Consider the following 20,441-nt stretch of genomic DNA (forward strand, 5'->3'; position numbering starts at 1 on the left):
CAACGTCAACTGCGGGCATCGACAGCCGCGCGCCAGGAGCGCGCATAATTCGCCCACGCCGGATCGGCCGGCGGATCGGTCTTTTCGCCTTTGCCCTGGGCAAGGCGATGATCCGACGCCAGCAAGGCAGCGCCGATACTGGTGCCGGTCGCAGCCTCGGACGCAATGACGACGCGCGCCGTCGCCGTCGCCAGCATGCTGACAAAAAGCCGGTTGCGGGCGAACGGCCCCTCGACGATGGCCGGGCCGTCGGCGCCGATCAGGTCGAGGCAGGTGGCGGTCGTCAGTGCCAGGTAGAAAGAGATGGCGGCAAAGCGCTGGCCGGTGTTGATGCCGTCGGCATTGAGCCATGCGGCGGTGTGGTGCGGAAACGGCCCCGAGCCTTGTTGGGTCGAGGGCAGCAGGGATGCCTTGCGAGCGAGCACTGTGGCGACATCCGCTTCGGTCCAGTCTTCCGATCGGCCTTCCGTCAACACGGAAAACTCGCGGCCGCCCATGAAGCGCGCGGACGGAACGGGGTCGCCGAGCGCGTTGACATTGACCAGCGTGTCACGTGCCGGATCAAGCGTAATTTGCCTGCCGCCGACCGCCATAGACACCACCCAGGTGCCGGTCGAGACGACGGAGAAAGGCGGCTTGTCAGACAGCAGATGCGGCAGCAGCGAGGCGTTGGAATCGTGCAGGCCGCAAAACACCGGCGTTTGCGGATCGAGCCCGGTTTGCCGGGCAAGCGCGGGCAGGATTGTGCCGAGGCGGTCTTTCGCTGGCCTCACCGGCATCATCAGCCGACGCCATTGCATCTTGTCGACCAGCGACGAGAAATCAGCTTTCCACGGATTCCATAGATCCGTATGGCAGCCGAGCGAGGTCACCTCGTTGGCGGCGCGGCCGGTCAGCCGCAAGGCCCAGTATTGCGGATACATGAGAATCGCTGCGGCCTTGGCGAACTCTGCCGGGAAACTCCTTTGCTGCCAGAACAACTGCGCGCCGAGATTGAGGCCGACCGGCAGGCGCGGCGTGCCTGTCTCAGTGAAGGCTGGGCGAATCTCGTCATAGTCCGCTGCAAAACTATCCGGCCCATCGAACTCATAGTCCAGGACCGGCAGCGCCAGTTGGCCGGCTGCGTCCACCAGCACCGCCGTCGCGCCATGCGTAGTGATCGATATCGCGTCGATACGCTGCTCGCGATTGATCTCGGCGAGGCTGCCAAGGATGAAGGTCCACAATCGCTCGACATCGTGGTGCGGATAGCGGCCGTCAGCGGCGGGTGCGTTCGCCACGCGGCGCAACGTGGCCTCGCGCATGGATGCGAGATCGACCAGCGCCACCTTGGCATTGGTCTTGCCGATATCGATGACGGCGACGTGGCGGATATCAGTCATTCCATATGGAACACGGTTTCCAGCGGCACCGCCACCGGCTCGTTGTCCGGCTTCGTCTCCATGATGTCGGCCATGTATGCCCACCATCGCTGCATCACCGGATGCTTCGGCAGATCGTCCATGCCGTGGCCGTCATGCCGCCACAGCACGCCGAACAGGATATTTGTCTCTTCGTCGAGATGGATCGAATAGTCGGAGACGCCGGCCTGCTTCAGCAGCGCAACCAGCGATGGCCAGATTTCGTCGTGGCGCTTTTTGTATTCGGCCCTCATGCCGGGCTTGAGCTTCATCTTGAACGCATATTTCTCGGCCATCAGGCGAAGCGCTCCCGGCGCAGCCGCCGCCAGACGATCGGCAGCGCGATGACAATGATCAGCAGCAGGCCGATGAAGATCGACATGACGATGCCGGGCACGTTGAGCAGGCCGAGGCCGAACGTCACCAGCCCCATGATGAAGGCTGCGAGCACCACGCCCCCTATGCTGCCAGCGCCGCCCAGTATGCTGACGCCGCCGAGCACCACCATTGTGATGACCTCCAATTCGTAACCTTGCGCGATCGACGGCCGGGTCGAGCCGAGCCGCGAGGTGATCAGCACCGAAGCGATGCCCGACATCAGGCCGGTCAGGCAGAACAGGATGAATTTGATGCGATCGACGCGCACACCGGAAAACTGCGCCGCGACCGGGTTGTTGCCGATGGCAAAGACCCGGCGGCCGAAACTCGTCCGGTGCAGCACGAACCAGTAGATGACAGCTGCAACGAGAAACAGCGCCAGTTCGAACGACACCACCCACCAGACGTAACCTTGGCCGAAGAAGGCGAAACTTGAGGGATAGCCCTTGTAGGACTGGTCGCCGAGAATGATGAAGGCGATGCCGCGAAACAGGCTCATCGTGCCGATGGTGACGACAATCGATGGCAGGCCCAGCCTGGTGACGAGCAGCCCGTTGAAAGCGCCGCAGCCGAGACCGACGACGATGCCGATCGCCACCAGCGCCGGCATGCCGGCGCCGGCCTGCACCGCCATGCCCATCATCGTCGAGGCCAGCGCAATGATGGCGGCAACCGACAAGTCGATCTCACCGGAAATGATCAGCAGCGCCATGGCGAGCGCGATCAGCGCCTTTTCGGTGAAGTTGAAGGTCAGATCCGACAGCGACCATGGGTCGAGGAAGTAGGGCGAGGCAAAGCTGTTGATCGCAAAGATGGCGACCGCCACCGCGACCAGTAACGCCTCCCAGGAAAAGATCGCCGAACTGAGCGGCTTGTCGAGCCGATCGGGAATATGGCGTGGGGCAGGGGTGTCGGTCATGCCGCTTCCGCCTTTCTGAGGATGATGCGGCCCTGTCGGCGTTCACCGCGCGCGTTGAGCACCACGGCCAGGATGATGGCACTGCCGGAAATCGCCATCTGCCAGAAGGGCGAGATGTTGATGACCGGCAGTGCGTTGGAGATGATACCGAGGAACAGCGCGCCGAGCACAGCACCGCCGACCGAGCCGATGCCGCCGGCAATCGAGATGCCGCCGATGACGCAGGCGGCGATGATGTTGAGTTCGTAGCCGTTGGCGACCTCGACCGAGGCGATGACGTAACGCGAGATCCACAGGTAGCCGCAGAGACCTCCGATCATTCCAGAGAGGCAGAAGACGATGAACTTGGTACGGCCGACATCGATGCCGGCATAGACCGACGCGGTCGGATTGACGCCGATGGCGTAGATCGAGCGGCCGAGCGCGGTACGCGTCATCAGCAGGAAGAACAGCGCGATGACCAGTACGGCGATCCACGACAGCACCGGAATGCCGAGGAGCGCCGCGCGCTGCAGGCCGATGAAGGCTGGGCTCATCTGGTCGGCATTGACCCAGGCGCCGCCGGAAATGACGAAGGTGGCGCCGCGATAGATGGTGAGCGTGCCAAGCGTCACCACGATCGACGGGATGTTCAGCCGCCACACCAGGAGGCCGTTGATGGCGCCGAGCGCCAGTCCTACCAGAAGCGCCGCGACGATCAGCAGCGGGATCGGGATTGCCGGATGCGCGGCGTTCAGCATCGCCACCACCATGCCGGTGAAGCAGAGGTTGGAAGCCATCGACAGATCGATAGAGCGGGTCAGGATCACCACCATCTGACCCAGAGCCAGGATCATCAGGATCGAGGTGTCGTTGAATACCTGGCGCAGATTGGCCGGGTCGGAAAAGCCTGGAAAGCGCGTCGAGATAAGCCCGATCAGCACGACGATTGCCGCGAGCAGCCAGACTTCACGATATCTGAGGAAAGCCTTCATTCCGCGATCCCCGCTGCTGTCCTGACTAGCGTTTCGGCGTCGAGCCCCTTGTTGTCGTAGACCGAAGCGATGCGGCCTTCGCGCATGACGACGACGCGGTCGGACATGCCGAGGATCTCGGGCAGCTCGGACGACACCATGATCACCGACAAGCCTTGCGCGACCAGCTCGGCCATGAAACCGTGCACGGCGGCTTTGGAGCCGATGTCAATGCCCTTGGTCGGCTCGTCGAGGATGATCACCCTGGGCGCAGTCGCCAGCCATTTGGCAATGACGATCTTCTGCTGGTTGCCGCCCGACAGCGTGCCGACGTCCTGGCTGAGCGAGGAGGCGCGCAGGTCCAGCCGCTCGGTGTAGGAGCGGGCCAGCGCGAACTCCTCGGCGAGCCGCAACATGCCTGACTTGGACGTGCGCCTGAGCGAAGGGAGCGAGACATTCTGGAAGATCGGCAGGCCGATCACCACGCCCTGCTTGCCGCGCTCTTCCGGCACGTAGACGATGCCGGCCTCTATCGAATCCGCCGCAGACTTCGGCGCGATCGGTTTGCCGTCCAGCGTGATCGTGCCGCTGCTGGTGCGGGTGATGCCTGATATCGCCTGCATCACCTCGCTGCGGCCGGCGCCAACAAGGCCGTAGAAGCCGAGGATCTCGCCTCTGTGCAGTTCGAAGCCGATGTCGTCGAACTCGGTCGGGTGCGACAGGCCGGAGACGGAAAGCACCGGCGCGCCGATCTCGGCCTTGCGCTGTGGAAAGATATGGTCCACGGCGCGGCCGACCATCATGCGCACGATCTGGCTCTGGCCGGCATCCTTGATCAGCCCTTCGCCGACCATCTCGCCGTCGCGGAACACCGTATAGCGGTCGGCAATGCGATAGATCTCGTCGAACTTGTGGCTGATGAACAGGATCGCCTTGCCTTCGCTCTTCAGGAATTCGATGAGCAGGAAAAGCTCTTCGATCTCCTTCATCGAAAGTGCTGCGGTCGGCTCGTCCATGATGACGATCTGCGCGTCGATCGACATGGCGCGCGCGACGGCCACGAGGTGCTTGTTGGCGATGCCGAGGTCCTTCAGCCGCGCGTCGGCGTCGATGTGGCTGGCGCCCATTGTGCCCAGCACTTCCTTCGCGTTCTTGCGCATGGTGCGCCAGTCGATGGTGCCGAAGCGCGTTCGAGGTGCATGGCCGAGAATGATGTTTTCGGCGACGGTGAGATCATCGAACAGCACGGTTTCCTGGTGGATGGCGGTGATGCCGTGCCCGAAAGCGGCATGGGCGCTGGGCAAGGTGACGGGCTGGTCGTCGATGCTGATCGAACCTGAATCGGGCTGGTAGATGCCGGTCATGATCTTGACCAGCGTCGACTTGCCGGCGCCGTTCTCACCGATCAGCGCGGTCACCTGGCCGGGATAGAGCGACAGGCTGACATCATGCAGCGCGCGCACGCCGGGAAAGCTTTTGCTGATGCCGGATAGCGTCAGCCGCGGAACTGAAGGCAAAGGCTGCTCCTCTGCCAAATTAGGTTGGGCTGTCGTGTCCATACTTGTATCAGGCCCTGAAGTAAGGTCCGTTTTTAAAGTCGCGGCGGGAGCTGAGCCCCGCCGCGCCAGCTCGAGGGGCTCCAGGATCAATAGATCTTGGAGAACTTTTCGATGTTCGTCTTGTCGAACTGGAAGGGCGGAGCCATCGCAGCCGAGTTGGTATCGTCGAGCGTAACCTTGCCGACGCGGCCGATCGACAGCGTCGCGCCAGGTTTAGCTTCTTCCTTCTTCACCGCCAGATCATGGGCGAGGTAGACGGCCGAATAGCCGAGGTCGATGGGGTTCCACAGCGCGACCGCCTGGCTGGCGCCGTTGTCGATGAACTTCTTGAACTCGGACGGCAGCGCCAGCCCGGTGACGTTTACCTTGCCGATCAGGCCTTCGTCGGTCACCACCTGGGCTGCGGCAACGACGCCGACCGTGGTCGGTGCGATGATCGCCTTGAGGTTCGGATAGGACTTCAGCAGGCCCTTGGCCTCGTCCGTGCTCTTGGCCGAGTCGTCATCGCCATAGACGGTGGCCACGAGCTTGATCTTCGGGAATTTCTCCGGCAGCACCTTCTTGGCAGCGTCGATCCAGGCGTTCTGGTTGGTCGCGGTGGACGAAGCCGACAGGATGGCGACTTCGCCGCCTTCCGGCAGGTAGTCGGCGGCAAGCTTGATGATGGTCTCGCCGATCAGGCCGGTGTCGGATGGGTTGAGGTGCAGTTGGCGGCCCTCGGGCGCCACGCCCGAATCCCACGAGATCACGGTGATGCCGCGGTCCATCGCCTTCTTCAGCGCCGGCACCAGGGCATCGGCGTCATTGGCCGAAATGGCGATGGCATCGACCTTCTGGGCGATCAGCGAATTGACCACTTCGATCTGCGCTTCGGCGGTCGCCTTGGTCGGGCCGGTATAGATGATGTCGACATCGCCGAGTTCCTTGGCCGCCTCTTCGGCGCCCTTGTTGGCGGCATCGAAGAAGCCGTTGCCAAGCGACTTCACCACCAAAGCGATCTTGACGTTATCGGCATAGGCAGCGTTCACGAACATGGCGGCCGAAAGCGCCGCCATCACCATCAGTTTCCTCAAAATGCTCATCGAATATCCTCCCTTGAGCGTTGCATTCCATCGCCGCTGCGCGCGTGAGTTCGTCTCAGGCCTGCAGCGAAGATTCTTCCCTGTTGCTTGCCGGTTTGCGGGCGACAACCAGCGCCACGCCCGCGGTCTCGAGCATCTTGGCCTCGCGGTCCTCGATGCCGTCGTCGGTGACGACCGTCGCGATGCGCGACAGGCCGCACAGGATCAGGCTGGAGCGTTTGCGGAACTTCGACGAATCGACCAGCACCACCAGCTCGTCGGCCTGGTCGATCAGCTTCTGCTCGGCCTGGATCAGCAGCGGATCGCCTTCCATCAGGCCAAGCGGACCAAGCCCTTGCGCGCCCATGAACATGCGGCGCGCATAGAAATTGCGCGTCACGTCATTATCGAAGGGCGACAGGATGATGTTCTGCTCGCGGTAGATGGTGCCGCCCGACAGCATCACCGTGTTCTTGGAGTGTTTGAGCAGGTGCTCGGCGATCGGGAAGGAATTGGTGAAGATCGGCATGCGACGGCCGGTCAGGAAATGCACCATCTGGAAGGTGGTGGTGCCGCCGTTGATGATGATCGGCTCGCCATCCTTGCACAGTTCCACCGCTTCCCGTGCGATCGCCCGCTTCTGCGCGGCGTTGAGCGCTTCGTTGACGGAGAAAGGCCGGCCGGCAAGGCCGATGAACTGCGGCGGGGAGATTGCCTCGGCGCCGCCACGCACGCGGCGCAGGCGCTTTTGCACATGCAATGCCGCGATGTCGCGCCGGATCGTCGCCTCGGACGAATCCGTCAGGTCGACCATCTCCTGCACCGTCACCACAGGTTTTTCCTGGACGGCCGACAGAATGATCCTGTGGCGCTCTTTCTCGTGCATGGTTCCTCCCTGCCCGAGCATCTAGGCACCCAAAACGCGCAGTGTCAATCATTTCCAATCAGATAATTTCATTGTGCAATGCAATATGATTGATATTGATCGTTTGTGATTGACAACGCCGCCGCTTGCGTAGAAATTCAGACCAAAGGGACCGCGCCGTTTGCGTGTCTCAAGGGAGGATACCTATGCTCGACAAGCGCTCCAGCACGCGCCTCGCCAACCTTTGGGATGATGCCAAGGCCCAAGCGATGAGCGAGCCGGAACTTCTGGTCTATCGCTCGAACGTTCTCGGCTCCGACAAGCGCGTCACCAACTATGGCGGCGGCAACACCTCGTCCAAGATCCGGCGGAAGGATCCGCTGACGGGCGAGAGCGTCGAAGTGCTGTGGGTGAAGGGTTCGGGCGGCGACAGCGCCTCGATCAAGCTCGACGGCTTCGCCACCCTTTACATGGACAAGCTGCGCGCGCTGAAAGGTCTCTATCGCGGCCCCGAGCATGAGGACGAGATGGTGGGCTATCTGTCCCATTGCACCTTCAACCTCAATCCGCGCGCCGCCTCGATCGACACGCCGCTGCACGCCTTCGTGCCGAAGCCTCATGTCGATCATATGCATCCCGACGCTATCATCGCCATTGCCGCCGCCAAGGATTCGAAGGCGCTGACGAAAGAGATCTTCGGCGACGCGATCGGCTGGCTGCCATGGAAGCGTCCGGGCTTCGAGCTCGGCCTGTGGCTGGAAAAATTCTGCTTTGAAAACCCTGAGGCCAAGGGTGTCGTGCTGGCAAGCCACGGCCTGTTCACCTGGGGCGACACGCCGAAAGAAAGCTACGAGACGACGATCTCGGTGATCAACCAGGCGATCGACTGGTTCGAGCGCAAGTCCAAAGGCAAGCCGATCTTCAGTGGCGAAGTGGTCAAGTCGCTCGACGCAGCCGCCCGGCGCGCCGTGGCGGCAAAACTGATGCCGAGGATCCGCGGCCTGATCTCGGAGAAAAGCCACAAGCTTGGCCATTTCGACGATTCGCCTGCTGTGCTCGAATTCGTCAATTCCAGGGATTTGCGTCCGTTGGCGGCCCTCGGCACGTCCTGTCCGGACCATTTCCTGCGCACCAAGATCCGGCCGCTGGTGATCGAATTCGACCCGAAGAATCCCGATGTTGATGCCGTCATCACGCGTCTCACAGACGACGTGGCCGCCTATCGTGCCGGCTATCAGGCCTATTACGACCGCTGCAAGCACGCCGATTCGCCACCTATGCGCGATCCCAATGCCGTGGTCTATCTGATGCCGGGCGTCGGCATGTTCACCTTCGCCAGCGACAAGGCGACGGCGCGTATTTCAGGCGAATTCTACGTCAACGCCATCAATGTCATGCGCGGCGCCTCGACGGTCTCGACCTATGTCGGCCTGCCCGAGCAGGAAGCCTTCGACATCGAATACTGGCTGCTCGAGGAAGCAAAGCTGCAGCGCTTGCCGAAGCCGAAAGCCTTGGCCGGCCAGATCGCACTGGTCACCGGCGGCGCCGGCGGCATCGGCCGCGCGACCGCCAACCGGCTGCTGCGCGAAGGCGCTTGCGTTGTGCTGGCCGACATCGACGAGACCGCCCTTGCCAGCGCCAATGACGAACTGGCCAAGGCCTACGGCAAGGACTTCGTCCGGCCGGTGGTCATCAACGTCACCGCCGAGGACCAGGTGATCTCAGGTTTTGCCGAGACGGCAGTCGAGTTCGGCGGCATCGACATTCTGGTGTCGAATGCCGGCCTGGCGTCCTCGGCGCCGATCGAGGAGACCACGCTGGCGCTGTGGAACAAGAACATGGACATCCTGTCGACCGGCTACTTCCTCGTTTCCAGGGAAGCATTCCGGTTGTTCCGCGCGCAAAAAATCGGTGGCAATGTTGTCTTCGTCGCCTCCAAGAACGGTCTCGCCGCATCACCCAATGCCGCCGCCTACTGCACGGCCAAGGCCGCCGAGATCCACCTGGCGCGCTGCCTGGCGCTGGAGGGCGCGGAAGCGCAGATCCGGGTCAACGTCGTCAATCCGGATGCAGTGCTGCGGGGCTCGAAGATTTGGACAGGCGAGTGGAAGGAACAGCGTGCCGCCGCCTACAAGATGTCGACCGACGACCTGGAGGAGCATTACCGCTCGCGCTCGATGCTGAAGCGTTCGGTGTTCCCCGAAGACATCGCCGAGGCGATCTATTTCTTCGCCTCAGATATGTCTGCCAAGTCGACCGGCAACATCATTAATGTCGACGCGGGCAACGCCCAGAGTTTTACGCGCTAGTCGATCAGGGGGCGCCTGCGCCGCAGGCGGATGAGGGGCAGCGCCGGCCGACCATATTGGGAGGAACTATGTCCGAAACCATCATCTCCGCCGACCTCGTCGACCGCCACAACGCGGCGCGCAAGGCCGACCTCGAGCGCGACTATCAATCGCTGGGCGAGCGCCTCGACCGTCGCGGCATCGCCATCGACGCCATTCGCGACAAGGTCGAAGAATTCGCCGTTGCCATCCCGTCCTGGGGCGTCGGCACCGGCGGCACCCGCTTCGCCCGCTTTCCCGGACCCGGCGAGCCACGCGACATTTTCGACAAGATCGAGGACTGCGCTGTCATCCGGCAATTGACGCAGGCGACGCCGACAGTCTCACTGCACATTCCGTGGGACAAGGCCGACCCGAACCGGCTGAAACAGGCCGCATCCCGCTTCGGCCTCGGCTTCGACGCCATGAACTCCAACACCTTCTCCGATGCGAAAGACCAGAAGCTTTCCTATAAATTCGGCTCGCTGTCCCATGCCGATGCCGGCACGCGCCGGCAGGCGGTCGAGCACAATCTCGAATGCATAGAGATCGGCAAGACGCTGGGCTCCAAGGCATTGACGGTGTGGATCGGCGACGGCTCGAATTTCCCCGGCCAGGTCAATTTCGCCAAGGCATTCGAGCGCTATCTCGACGCCATGAAGGAGATCTACTCCGGGCTGCCGGACGACTGGAAACTGTTCACCGAGCACAAGATGTACGAACCGGCTTTCTATTCGACTGTCGTGCAGGATTGGGGCACCAACTACATCATCGCCAAGGAATTGGGCGACAAGGCCTTCTGCCTAGTCGACCTTGGCCATCATGCGCCCAACGTCAACATCGAGATGATCGTGTCGCGGCTTATCCAGTTCAAGAAGCTCGGGGGCTTCCACTTCAACGATTCGAAATATGGCGACGACGACCTCGACGCCGGCTCGATCGATCCCTACCGGCTGTTCCTGGTTTTCAATGAACTGGTCGATGCCGAGCTTTCCGGCGCCGAAGGTTTTGATCCGGCCCACATGCTCGACCAGAGCCACAATGTCACCGACCCGATCGAAAGCCTGATGCTGTCGGCGGTCGAGGTACAGCGCGCCCATGCGCAGGCGCTGCTGGTCGATCGTAAGGCACTGGCAGAATTCCAGGACGCCAATGATGCCCTGATGGCGACGCAGACGCTGAAGATCGCCTACCGCACCGATGTCGAGCCGATCCTCGCCATGGCGCGGCTGAACACGGGGGGCGCCATCGATCCGGTCGCCGCCTACCGGGCCGCCGGCTACCGGGCGAAAGTCGCGGCAGAGCGGCCAGCGGTCGCCAGCGGTGGCGGCGGGATTGTTTGATATCTTGTTCACCCGGCTTGGCGCCATTTGAGTGCCACCGGTGCCGGTCGTCTCATTGGTAGTGGACTCGATCACCTCCGCAGGCTCTTCTAGGCGCACCAACGCCCTCGGAGAATGGCCATGCACCTCACCCGCCGGACACTGATCGCCCTCAGCCTCTCGCTTACCTTCGCCTTTACGCCGCTGACGACTATCTTCGCCGCCTCGCCGCAGCCGGCGAAGGGCGAGCACGGCATGGTGGTGACCGCCCAGCGCCTGGCCTCGGAAGTCGGTGTCGATGTCCTGAAGAGAGGCGGCAATGCCGTCGATGCCGCGGTCGCCGTCGGCTACGCGCTGGCTGTCGTCTATCCGACCGCCGGCAATATCGGCGGTGGCGGCTTCATGACCATCCGTTTCAAGGATGGCCGCTCGACCTTCCTCGATTTCCGCGAGCGCGCACCGCTTGCCTCGACCAAGACCATGTATCTCGACAAGGACGGCAAGCCGGTGAAGGGCGCCAGCCTCGATGGCTATCTCGCGGTCGGCGTGCCGGGCTCGGTGGCCGGCTTCGAGACCGCGCGGGAGAAATACGGCACGCTGACGCGGCAGCAGTTGATGGCGCCGGCCATCCGCTACGCCAGAGACGGGTTTGTGCTAGGGTCCGGCGATGCAGCCTCACTCCAGGGCGGCGCCGAGCGCTTGGCGAAGGACCCGGCGGCGGCCGCCATCTTCCTCAAGCCGGACGGCAAACCTTACACCGTCGGCGATCGGATCATCCAGGCCGACCTTGCGGCCTCGCTCAATACCATTTCAGAACAAGGCCCGGACGCCTTCTACAAGGGAGCCATCGCCGATGCCATCGTCAAGGCGAGCGGCGAGAAGGGCGGCATTCTGGCCAAGGCGGATTTCGAACGATACGTGGTCCGCGAGCTCAAGCCGGTGACCTGCAGCTATCGCGGCTATGAGATCACGTCCTCGCCACCGCCAAGTTCCGGCGGTGTCATCATCTGCGAAATCCTCAACGTGCTGGAAGGCTACCCGCTGTCCTATCTCGGCGCCGGCTCGGCCGAGACGGTCCACATCATGGTCGAGGCGATGCGCCATGCCTATGTCGACAGGAATTCGGCGCTCGGCGATCCCGACTTCGTCGACAACCCGGTCTCAAAGCTGCTCGACAAGGCCTATGCCAGGGATATCCGCGAAAAGATCGATCCGTTCCAGGCCGGCGTATCTCAAGACCTGATGCCAAAGGGCTTTGGCGAGAGCAAGGAGACGACGCATTATTCGATCATCGACAATGACGGCAACGCGGTTGCGGTGACCTACACGCTGAACGGCTCGTTCGGCGCAGGCGTCGTTGCCGACGGCACCGGCATCCTGCTCAACAACGAGATGGACGATTTCACCCAGAAGCCCGGCGTGCCCAATCTCTACGGCCTGGTCCAGGGCGAGGCCAACGCCATCGAGCCGAGAAAGACGCCGCTGTCGTCGATGAGCCCGACCATCGTCGCCAGGGACGGCAAGCCGTTCATGATCATCGGCAGCCCCGGCGGCTCGCGCATCATCACCATCACGCTGGAAGCGATCGTCAACGTCGTCGATCACGGCATGAACATCCAGGAGGCGATCGATGCGCCGCGCATCCATCACCAATGGCTGCCCGACAAGGTCTATATCGAGCCCTATGGCCTGTCGCCGGATACCGAAAAACTGCTTGCCGGCATGGGCTACCACCTCGATCTCGGCGATGCGACCTGGGGCCAGGCGGCCGGTATCCTGGTTGGCGGCAAGAGCCTGGCGGAAATCCAGAAGGGCGGCGGCGCCCGCTACAACGGCGCCATCGACAGCCGTGCCGCTTCCGGCGAGGCGCTTGGATATTAGATTTCGTACGCCCCGGGTCTGGTGAGAGTCAGGTCAGCCCGGCATCACCTGAATATCGGCAGACCCAGTCAGATGACCAGCGTTATGGTGGACGCAATCAGCAGCACGGCCGCAATGCCGACGAACAGCGCGTAGATGCGGGGCCGGTCGAGCAAAAGCGCGTTTCCCGATATCCAGGCCGCCGTGGCGCCGCCGAGTGCGTAAAGGAAGCCATTGCGGTGCCCGAAAGCCATCGAGGCGGCCATCAGCCCACCGATGATGAGGGCGCCGAACACGATGATCACGGCCACCGCGTATTTCTCGAAATCGTTGCTCGCCACGCCCGGACCGATCTGGTTCAACCTCGACAGGTCGTCCGGATCGAAGGGGCTGGTCGACCCATATTCCCCATATTCATCTTGACCGACGGGTTCTCGCATCATTCATTCTCCGCTAACCGGCAACAAATCATCAAGACTTGCCGAGCGCAACCACATCGCGCCTCCTTGAAGGCGCTCGATGCGGTCTTCAACACCTTCTGATGCTGACTCGCCACTGTTTTTTTGGCCTGGCTTCAAGTCGCGGCATGCTCCCGGTTCCACTATCTGGAAAAATCGCTGCGCACGATGCCGTGGCGCTGCAGCTTGTCATAAAACGTCTTGCGCGGAATCCCCAGCGCCTCGATCGTGCGCCTGACGTCGCCGTCATTGCGGCCGAGCGTCTCGCGGATGATGTCGGCCTCGTAACGCTCCAGGCGCTCGGGCAGCGGCATGGCTGCATCCGCCGTCGGGACAGGGTCCGGCGCCTGTGTTCCTTCTTCAAGGCCTAAAACGAAGCGCTCGGCGAAGTGCGCCAGTTCGCGCACATTGCCCGGCCAGTCATGGTCCTGCAGATGGCGATGGACGGCGGCCGGCACGGCCGGCACCGGACGGTGGAAGCGGGCCGCGGCGCGCTCGGCGAAATAGAAGAACAGCAGGGCGGCGTCGTCGCGGCGCTCGCGCAGCGGCGGGATGGAAATCGTCACCACGTTGAGGCGGTAATAGAGATCCTCGCGGAAGGCGCCGCGCTGGCGCGGGTCGCCGAGGTCGACCTTGGCGGCTGCGACGACGCGCAGGTCCACGGGCCGCAACTCGTTGGTGCCGAGCGGCGTGACCTCGCGCATTTCCAGCACCCGCAGCATCTGTACCTGGGTCGACGGCGGCATGCTTTCGATCTCGTCGAGGAACAGCGTGCCGCCGCTGGCATGCTCGATGCGGCCGATCCGCTTCTTCTGCGCGCCGGTGAAGGCGCCCGCCTCGTGGCCGAACAATTCGCTCTCGATCACCGTCTCCGGCAGCGTACCGCAGTTCAGCGCGACGAAATTGCCCTTGGCGCGGCGGCTCCAACGATGCAGCAGGCTGGCCACCACCTCCTTGCCGGATCCGGTCTCGCCGGTCACCAGCACGTCGACATCGGTGTCGGCGATCTGCCGCAGCGTCCGGCGCAGCCTTTCCATCGCCGGTGTCTGGCCGATCAGCGGCAGGCCCTCCTGCGCCTGCTCGGTTGCCTCGCGCAAGGCCCGGTTCTCCATCACTAGACGGCGCTTTTCCGCTGCCCTCCGGACACTTTGCACCAGCCGGTCGGCAGCGAAGGGCTTGGTGATGAAGTCGTAGACGCCGTCCTTCATCGCCTTGACCGCCATCGCGATGTCGCCATGCCCGGTGACGAGGATGACGGGAATGTCGGCATCCAGCCGCAGAATGCGATCGAAAAGCTGCAGGCCGTCGATCTCAGGCATGCGGATATCGGACACAACCACGCCGGCAAACCTCACATCGAGAGCGGCTAGTGCATCGGACGCCACTGAAAAGCCCGATACCGCAAAGCCGGCAAGCTCCAGCGTCTGCGCGGTGGCTTTCAAGAGATCGCTGTCGTCATCGATCAGGATGACGGGAGCTGCTTCGTCGCTCGTCATGCTGCCTTGGCCGGTTTTGAAAGGTGGATGGTGAAACGTGTGCCGCTGTCGTCGCTCGAAACCTCGATGCGTCCGCCATAATCGGCGACGATGTCCTTCGAGATGACGAGGCCAAGGCCGAGGCCTTTTTCCTTGGAGGTGTTGAACGGCGTGAACAGCGACTTGAGAATCCCTGGCGGAATGCCCGGCCCGTTGTCAGAGACGTTGACCGTGACGCCGTCGGCCGTCTCTTCTGCCGAAACCTGCACCCTGGCGTCGTCGCGCCCGTCCAGCGCCTCGAGCGCGTTCTGGAATAGGTTGATCAGCACCTGTTCGAGCCGGACCCGGTTTCCCATGACCTTGAGGTCTGGCGGCGGCAGCGTGATGGCCAGCGCGTCGAGCCGGCCGGCAAAGCGACTTCTGAGCAGAACCACGGCACCTTCGATGACGCCGCGCAACTCGACCGGTTCGGCCGCGGTGCGGCCCTTGCGGGCAAAGGCCTTCAGTTCCTCGGTGATGGTGCCGATGCGCTCCGTCAGCGCGGCGATGGCGCCGAGGTTTTCCTCGACCGGCGAGGTCTGCTTCCTGTCGAGGAAGACGCGGGCATTGTCGGCATAGGCACGTATGGTGGCGACCGGCTGGTTGATCTCGTGCGCGACGCCGGCGGCGACCTGGCCAAGGATGGCAAGGCGATTGGCCTGGACTAGGTCCTGCTGCACCACCTGCAGCTTGGCTTCCGTGCTGCGATGACCGGCGATCTCGGCCTGCAGCCGGTCGCGGGCGCGGCTCAGGTCCTCGGTCCGTTCGACGACGCGGCGTTCAAGCTCGGTGCGCGCCGCCTGTTCGGCGGCGATGCGCATCTGTGCGGACTGCCGGCGCCATAACAGATACGCGGCAAGGCCGAGCAGCGGGATGACGGCGCCCAGCGCCAGCAGCCGCATTTCACGGACCGCAGCGGCGATCGGCGCTTCGGCGGGAACCAGATAGTCGAGCCGCCATGGCGTCGACGGCACCGCTGTGGAAAGCCTGAGATACTCCGCATCGCTGCCGCCAGGCGTCACGGCATGGACGATCGTCACATCTGGGCTCAACGCCTGTGGGCGCGCGATCGGCAACGGCATCAGCGGCGCGTCGCCGAACTGCTGGCTGTCGCGGATCGCGGTTTGTTCCGGTCCGGCCAGCGGCGCCGTCGTCATGAAGCGCCACGACGGCACGCTGGTGATCAGGACGACGCCATGTTCGTCGCTGACATAGGCCGGGCGGTTCGCCTCGTGCCAATCGGCCTCGAGCTGGTCGAACTCCATCTTGACGACGACGACACCGAGCGGCACGGCGGCGCTGCCGACGCGCCGCGAGATGTAAAGGCCAGGACGCTTGCTGACGTTGCCGAGCGCGAAATATTCGGCGGTTCCGGCCTGCATGGCGCCTGAGAAATAAGCACGGAACCCGTAGTCGTTGCCGACAAAGCTGCTTGGCTCGCGCCAGTTGCTGGAGGCGATCGCCAGGCCGCTGGTGCCGGTGACATAGAGCACCGAAGCCTTGGTGCCGGAGACCAGCCCCTCGAGCTTGCGGTTCAGCACATCGATTGCCGCTGCACTGCGTTGCACCAGGGCGTCATGCACCTGCTGGTCCTGCGACAGCAGCAGGGGCAGGGCGCGCGGGTTTTCAAGCACGGCGCGCAGCAGCGCCACTTTCAGATTGGCATCGGTGCGTCCCTGCGCCGCCAGCGCTCCGACTTCGGTGGTGCGGCCATAGAGGCCGGCGCCATAGAGCGCCGCCGCTACGACCAGAAGCGCGATGGCCGCGAACAGCAGCCAGGCACGGCGCGCCCGCCTGCCGAGTTGCTCCGGCGTCCACGACAAGGCAGCGGCAGGGCGTTGCAGCATCGCTCATCTGTGCATGATTTCGCACAAAGCACAATTCGACTCATGCGAATAATCGCACTTCCCGTCGAAGAAACGACCGTCTGCCATCAAGAATAATCAATAAAATCAATGCCGAATAGCCATTCGGGGTGATCTGGCACGGCCGTTGCACATGGGAGTCCAGCAGTCGCGAGGCTGCTGGAGGTCAACGCAGTTGCTCCGGGAGGTCGAGCTTTCGATCGGGGCTTAATGGAGGACGTCATGCAGACAGCATTCGCTGCCGCCGAAACGCGCGGCAAGGTACCCTTCTATCGGCATCTTTATGTACAGGTCCTGGTGGCGATCGCCGCCGGCGTCCTGCTCGGTCATTTCTATCCCGAAACCGGCGCGGCGATGAAGCCGTTCGGCGACGCCTTCATCAAGCTGGTGAAGATGGTGATCGCGCCGGTGATCTTCCTGACGGTGGCGACCGGCATCGCCGGTGTTTCCGACCTGCAGAAGGTCGGCCGCGTCGCCGGCAAGGCGATGATCTATTTCCTGGTGTTCTCGACGCTGGCGCTTGTCGTCGGTCTCGTCGTCTCCAACATCATCCAGCCGGGCGCCGGCATGCACATCAATCCGGCTACGCTCGACACCACGAAGGTGACGGCCTTTGCCGAGAAGGCGCATGACACAACCATCGTCGGCTTCCTGATGAACATCATCCCCGACACCATCACCGGCGCCTTCGCCCAGGGCGATATCCTGCAGGTGCTGTTCTTTTCGGTGCTGTTCGGCGTCGCTCTTGCACTCGTCGGCGATCGCGGCCGCCCGGTCGTCGATTTCCTGCAGGCACTGACCACGCCGATCTTCCGCCTCGTCGCAATCCTGATGAAGGCCGCGCCCATCGGCGCCTTCGGCGCGATGGCCTTCACCATCGGCAAATACGGCATCGGCTCGATCGCCAATCTCGCCATGCTGATCGGCACGTTCTACCTGACCGCGCTGCTGTTCGTGCTGGTGGTGCTCGGCGCCGTTGCCCGCTACAACGGCTTCTCGATCCTGGCGCTGATCCGCTACATCAAGGAAGAGCTGCTGCTGGTTCTCGGCACCTCGTCCTCGGAAGCGGCACTGCCTGGCCTGATGGCCAAGATGGAACGCGCCGGCTGCAACCGCTCGGTGGTCGGGCTGGTCATCCCGACCGGTTATTCCTTCAACCTCGACGGCACCAACATCTACATGACGCTTGCCGCATTGTTCATCGCGCAGGCGACCGACACGCCGCTCACCTACGGCGACCAGCTACTGCTGCTCGCCGTTGCCATGCTGAGCTCCAAGGGTGCCGCCGGCATCACCGGCGCCGGCTTCATCACGCTGGCGGCAACGCTGTCAGTCGTGCCCTCGGTGCCGGTTGCCGGCATGGCGCTGATCCTCGGCGTCGACCGCTTCATGTCGGAGTGCCGCGCGCTGACCAACTTCATCGGCAATGCGGTTGCGACCGTGGTTGTCGCACGTTGGGAAAAGGAGCTCGACCAGACCAAGTTCGCGGCCGCGATGGCCGGCGCCTTGCCGGAGGAGGCCGACCTGTCGCTGCCGGGACTTCAGCCCGCCTGATCGCTCAGGCTCCAAGACTCCTTCAGGCAACAAGACTCTCAGGCAGCAACACTACGCAGGCCGCAGCCGGGAAACCGGCTGCGGCCTGTTCTTCTTGCCAATCGCCGCGTACGCTCGGCTGGCGTCAAGCCGGTCTTCCTCGGCAGCTCTACAAATCGAAAGGCTTGCGAATGGGCAGCTTGTTTCCCGAGATCTACCTGGTTCGCCATGGCGAAACGGAATGGAGCGCGTCGGGAAAACACACCGGCCGCACCGACATACCGCTAACGGCTGCGGGTGAAGCTGCCGCACGCGCAATGGCGCACCGCCTCAACGGCCTGTCATTTTCGGCTGTCTGGTCGAGCCCGTCGCAGCGCGCCTTGAACACCTGCCTGCTGGCCGGCTTCGGTGCGACCGGCACGAGGAAGGCCGACCTGGCGGAGTGGGACTACGGCGCCTATGAGGGGCTGACCACGAAGCAGATCCTCGCCGAGCGCCCTGGCTGGCGGCTGTTTCGCGACGGCTGTCCCGGTGGCGAGACGGCAGCCGATGTCGGCGCGCGGGCCGATGCGATCATTGGGCAGCTCCGCGGCAACGGCGGTAGCGTGCTGCTGTTTTCAAGCGCGCATTTCCTCAGGGTGCTGGCGGCGCGCTGGCTCGGCCTTGCGCCCGAAGACGGCGCGTTGCTTGTCCTGGACACCGCAAGCCTGAGCATAATCGGCTACGAGCATGACCTGGCCGAACCGGTTATCCGCGGGTGGAACCAGAGATAGCTGGAGCCAGATTGTCCGGGCCGCTCTCCAGGTGGTGCACGTCAGGTTCCGCTCAAGCAAACAGTGCCAGTTCGTCGGCCGTCAGGTGCCGTGCCTTGCCCTTGGCGAGATCGCCGAGCTGCAAGGAGCCGATCGCAACCCGCACAAGCCGCAGCACCTCGACATCATAGGCGCCAAACAGGCGACGGATATGGCGGTTGCGACCCTCGTCGAGCACGATTTCGAGCCAGGCGGTGCGGGTGCCGCTGCGCAGGATCTCGATCGACCGAGCCGTCAGCAACTCGCCGTCGACCGTCACGCCGGCGCGAAACCGCGCCAGCATCGCCTCGTCGCGCAGCGCGCCGATCTGCACGTGATAGGTCTTGGCGACGTGCGAGGAAGGATCGAGCAGGCCATTCGCCCAGCGCGTGTCGTTGGTCATCAAAAGCAGGCCTTCGCTGGCCTTGTCGAGGCGGCCGACCGGCGACACGAAAGGCAGGTCGAGCCCCGTTAGACAGTCATAGACGGTGCCGCGATCCTGCGGGTCGTCGCGGGTGGTGACCAGCCCGCGCGGCTTGTTGATCATCAGGTAGACCTTGCGCTCGGCAACGACGCGCCGGTCGTCGACCGTGATCCGGTCGCGGCCGGGATCGACGCGCACCGAGCCATTGCGGATAACCTTGCCACCGACCCGCACGCGCCCTTCGGCGACCAGCAGCTCGGCCTGCTTGCGTGAACACAGGCCAAGTTTCGACAGCGCACGACAAAGGCTGACCCCGGCTGAGGAGGATTGTCGGGCGATGTTCGATGGCGGTCGTAGCGTCATGGTCTTGCGTCGGCATTCGGGGAAGCTCGGCAGCGACACATGCCATGCGCCGTGGTCAGTTCGCAACGGGCCGACGCATCATGGCGCTGCAGTCTCTGACGTCCGTCGAGTTACTGCCTGCCAGCCGTGTTCCTTCCACGCTGGCGTTTCGTTGCGCAGCTCAAAACAGGTCTTGCCAGTCGGCTCAATTGCGCGGCGGCGACGTGTCATCTTCTTCGGCATCGCGACACCCGTGGAGGCAGCGGGCATCGGCACCTTCGGGGCCTTCGGCGAAATCGCCGCAAGTCACCTTCGCAAGCTGCTTGGCGACCGCATCGAACTATTCTTTTGGTCACCAGAGCAATTTGCCTGATGCGCCCTGTCGCGCAGAGGCTTGGGACCGCAGTTGCTGAAGTTATTGTAAAAAGTGGTGCCCAGAGGCGGATTCGAAGCGAAGGAAATCTGGCTTTGTTTCCAAATAGTTGACGCCCACACAAGAGCAGGGATAGCCAACAAAAATACCAACAAAATATTTCTGTGGATTGGTTCGGTTCCCGGAAATCGCTCTATTCGCTCAATGCCATCGCATCCCAACCTTATCTCAGAAGCGGAGCGTTGAGCAAGTCGCAGGTCCGCTGCTGCCTCCAATTTCCCCGAGATCTGATCGCCCTTACCACTTGAAGATGGCGGCGAGAGCGTCTTTCGACTTGACGCTTACGTCCTTGAAAATATTGAACTTTTCGCGGCATTTGTTACACAGTCTGTTACACGGCTACAGCGTTAATTTAAGCTCTCGGCATCTGAGCTCGCGCGCCCGAGCATCGACCTAATCCGATACTGGCTCGGGGCATCGTTGCTCCCGGAGCTTCA

At 63.1% G+C, this 20,441-nt stretch carries 17 protein-coding genes; 6 read left to right on the top strand and 11 right to left on the bottom strand.

Annotated elements, in window-relative coordinates; translation table 11 throughout:
- Positions 1 to 5: 5 nt before the first annotated feature.
- The 7 genes from EN859_RS07895 to EN859_RS07925 form a co-directional block, all read right to left on the bottom strand.
- Positions 6 to 1,382, bottom strand: coding sequence for an FGGY-family carbohydrate kinase (locus EN859_RS07895; protein ID WP_127852676.1), 1,377 nt, complete (start codon positions 1,380 to 1,382; stop codon positions 6 to 8).
- Positions 1,379 to 1,696: an L-rhamnose mutarotase gene (gene rhaM, locus EN859_RS07900; protein ID WP_127852675.1), complete on the bottom strand. Its 318-nt coding sequence runs from the start codon at positions 1,694 to 1,696 to the stop codon at positions 1,379 to 1,381. The genes EN859_RS07895 and rhaM overlap by 4 nt, the downstream gene beginning before the upstream one ends.
- Complete coding sequence (locus EN859_RS07905) at positions 1,696 to 2,697, bottom strand: ABC transporter permease (protein WP_127852674.1); 1,002 nt, start codon at positions 2,695 to 2,697, stop codon at positions 1,696 to 1,698. Before EN859_RS07905 ends, rhaM begins: the two co-directional genes overlap by 1 nt.
- Entirely contained in the window at positions 2,694 to 3,671 is a 978-nt protein-coding gene (locus EN859_RS07910) for an ABC transporter permease (RefSeq protein ID WP_127852673.1), read from the bottom strand. The genes EN859_RS07905 and EN859_RS07910 overlap by 4 nt, the downstream gene beginning before the upstream one ends.
- Positions 3,668 to 5,209 (bottom strand): sugar ABC transporter ATP-binding protein, encoded by a 1,542-nt coding sequence (locus EN859_RS07915; protein ID WP_127852672.1) that lies wholly within the window; start codon positions 5,207 to 5,209, stop codon positions 3,668 to 3,670. The genes EN859_RS07910 and EN859_RS07915 overlap by 4 nt, the downstream gene beginning before the upstream one ends.
- A gap of 86 nt (positions 5,210 to 5,295) precedes the next feature.
- Positions 5,296 to 6,291: a rhamnose ABC transporter substrate-binding protein gene (rhaS, locus tag EN859_RS07920; RefSeq protein ID WP_127852671.1), complete on the bottom strand. Its 996-nt coding sequence runs from the start codon at positions 6,289 to 6,291 to the stop codon at positions 5,296 to 5,298.
- Between the two features lie 55 nt (positions 6,292 to 6,346).
- The gene (locus EN859_RS07925) at positions 6,347 to 7,156 is read right to left on the bottom strand and encodes a DeoR/GlpR family DNA-binding transcription regulator (protein WP_127852670.1); all 810 of its coding nucleotides are present in this window, start codon (positions 7,154 to 7,156) and stop codon (positions 6,347 to 6,349) included.
- Between the two features lie 185 nt (positions 7,157 to 7,341).
- Between EN859_RS07925 and EN859_RS07930 the strand changes: the two genes are divergently transcribed.
- The 3 genes from EN859_RS07930 (at position 7,342) to ggt (ending at position 12,665) form a co-directional block, all read left to right on the top strand.
- Complete coding sequence (locus EN859_RS07930; protein WP_127852669.1) at positions 7,342 to 9,444, top strand: bifunctional rhamnulose-1-phosphate aldolase/short-chain dehydrogenase; 2,103 nt, start codon at positions 7,342 to 7,344, stop codon at positions 9,442 to 9,444.
- A 68-nt stretch (positions 9,445 to 9,512) separates the two neighbouring features.
- Positions 9,513 to 10,805, top strand: coding sequence for an L-rhamnose catabolism isomerase (gene rhaI / locus EN859_RS07935; RefSeq protein WP_127852668.1), 1,293 nt, complete (start codon positions 9,513 to 9,515; stop codon positions 10,803 to 10,805).
- Between the two features lie 120 nt (positions 10,806 to 10,925).
- Positions 10,926 to 12,665 carry a gamma-glutamyltransferase gene (gene ggt / locus EN859_RS07940; RefSeq protein WP_127852667.1) on the top strand — a complete coding sequence of 580 codons (1,740 nt, stop codon included), beginning with the start codon at positions 10,926 to 10,928 and terminating at the stop codon, positions 12,663 to 12,665.
- Between the two features lie 68 nt (positions 12,666 to 12,733).
- On the opposite strand, the gene EN859_RS07945 is transcribed toward ggt, so the two are convergent.
- The 3 genes from EN859_RS07945 to EN859_RS07955 form a co-directional block, all read right to left on the bottom strand.
- A complete protein-coding gene (locus EN859_RS07945) occupies positions 12,734 to 13,087 on the bottom strand; it encodes a hypothetical protein (RefSeq protein ID WP_245525505.1) in 354 nt (117 codons plus the stop codon).
- 158 nt (positions 13,088 to 13,245) lie between these two features.
- On the bottom strand, positions 13,246 to 14,598 hold the full coding sequence (locus EN859_RS07950; RefSeq protein ID WP_127852666.1) for a sigma-54 dependent transcriptional regulator: 1,353 nt from the start codon (positions 14,596 to 14,598) through the stop codon (positions 13,246 to 13,248).
- Positions 14,595 to 16,463 (bottom strand): sensor histidine kinase, encoded by a 1,869-nt coding sequence (locus tag EN859_RS07955; RefSeq protein WP_127852665.1) that lies wholly within the window; start codon positions 16,461 to 16,463, stop codon positions 14,595 to 14,597. Before EN859_RS07955 ends, EN859_RS07950 begins: the two co-directional genes overlap by 4 nt.
- A 228-nt stretch (positions 16,464 to 16,691) precedes the next feature.
- On the opposite strand from EN859_RS07955, the gene EN859_RS07960 reads away from it, so the two are divergent.
- Positions 16,692 to 18,035: a dicarboxylate/amino acid:cation symporter gene (locus EN859_RS07960; protein WP_127852664.1), complete on the top strand. Its 1,344-nt coding sequence runs from the start codon at positions 16,692 to 16,694 to the stop codon at positions 18,033 to 18,035.
- Positions 18,036 to 18,205: 170 nt separating this feature from the next.
- Positions 18,206 to 18,787, top strand: a complete 582-nt coding sequence (locus EN859_RS07965; protein WP_127852663.1) for a histidine phosphatase family protein — start codon at positions 18,206 to 18,208, stop codon at positions 18,785 to 18,787.
- A 52-nt stretch (positions 18,788 to 18,839) separates the two neighbouring features.
- Here the strand turns inward: EN859_RS07965 and EN859_RS07970 are convergent, their stop codons facing one another.
- Positions 18,840 to 19,592 (bottom strand): pseudouridine synthase, encoded by a 753-nt coding sequence (locus tag EN859_RS07970; protein WP_127852662.1) that lies wholly within the window; start codon positions 19,590 to 19,592, stop codon positions 18,840 to 18,842.
- Here EN859_RS07970 and EN859_RS07975 point away from each other — a divergent pair.
- Positions 19,567 to 19,944: a hypothetical protein gene (locus EN859_RS07975; protein WP_127852661.1), complete on the top strand. Its 378-nt coding sequence runs from the start codon at positions 19,567 to 19,569 to the stop codon at positions 19,942 to 19,944. The genes EN859_RS07970 and EN859_RS07975 overlap by 26 nt on opposite strands.
- Positions 19,945 to 20,441: the final 497 nt, after the last annotated feature.

The organism is Mesorhizobium sp. M00.F.Ca.ET.216.01.1.1 (genome assembly GCF_004010325.2).
Classification (GTDB): Bacteria; Pseudomonadota; Alphaproteobacteria; order Rhizobiales; family Rhizobiaceae; genus Mesorhizobium.

Coding starts and splice junctions, on each gene's coding strand:
- EN859_RS07895 (WP_127852676.1), bottom strand. CDS start 1,382: ATGACTGATATCCGCCACGTCGCCGTCATCGATATCGGCAAGACCAAT.
- rhaM (WP_127852675.1), bottom strand. CDS start 1,696: ATGGCCGAGAAATATGCGTTCAAGATGAAGCTCAAGCCCGGCATGAGG.
- EN859_RS07905 (WP_127852674.1), bottom strand. CDS start 2,697: ATGACCGACACCCCTGCCCCACGCCATATTCCCGATCGGCTCGACAAG.
- EN859_RS07910 (WP_127852673.1), bottom strand. CDS start 3,671: ATGAAGGCTTTCCTCAGATATCGTGAAGTCTGGCTGCTCGCGGCAATC.
- EN859_RS07915 (WP_127852672.1), bottom strand. CDS start 5,209: ATGGACACGACAGCCCAACCTAATTTGGCAGAGGAGCAGCCTTTGCCT.
- rhaS (WP_127852671.1), bottom strand. CDS start 6,291: ATGAGCATTTTGAGGAAACTGATGGTGATGGCGGCGCTTTCGGCCGCC.
- EN859_RS07925 (WP_127852670.1), bottom strand. CDS start 7,156: ATGCACGAGAAAGAGCGCCACAGGATCATTCTGTCGGCCGTCCAGGAA.
- EN859_RS07930 (WP_127852669.1), top strand. CDS start 7,342: ATGCTCGACAAGCGCTCCAGCACGCGCCTCGCCAACCTTTGGGATGAT.
- rhaI (WP_127852668.1), top strand. CDS start 9,513: ATGTCCGAAACCATCATCTCCGCCGACCTCGTCGACCGCCACAACGCG.
- ggt (WP_127852667.1), top strand. CDS start 10,926: ATGCACCTCACCCGCCGGACACTGATCGCCCTCAGCCTCTCGCTTACC.
- EN859_RS07945 (WP_245525505.1), bottom strand. CDS start 13,087: ATGATGCGAGAACCCGTCGGTCAAGATGAATATGGGGAATATGGGTCG.
- EN859_RS07950 (WP_127852666.1), bottom strand. CDS start 14,598: ATGACGAGCGACGAAGCAGCTCCCGTCATCCTGATCGATGACGACAGC.
- EN859_RS07955 (WP_127852665.1), bottom strand. CDS start 16,463: ATGCTGCAACGCCCTGCCGCTGCCTTGTCGTGGACGCCGGAGCAACTC.
- EN859_RS07960 (WP_127852664.1), top strand. CDS start 16,692: ATGGAGGACGTCATGCAGACAGCATTCGCTGCCGCCGAAACGCGCGGC.
- EN859_RS07965 (WP_127852663.1), top strand. CDS start 18,206: ATGGGCAGCTTGTTTCCCGAGATCTACCTGGTTCGCCATGGCGAAACG.
- EN859_RS07975 (WP_127852661.1), top strand. CDS start 19,567: ATGTTCGATGGCGGTCGTAGCGTCATGGTCTTGCGTCGGCATTCGGGG.
- EN859_RS07970 (WP_127852662.1), bottom strand. CDS start 19,592: ATGACGCTACGACCGCCATCGAACATCGCCCGACAATCCTCCTCAGCC.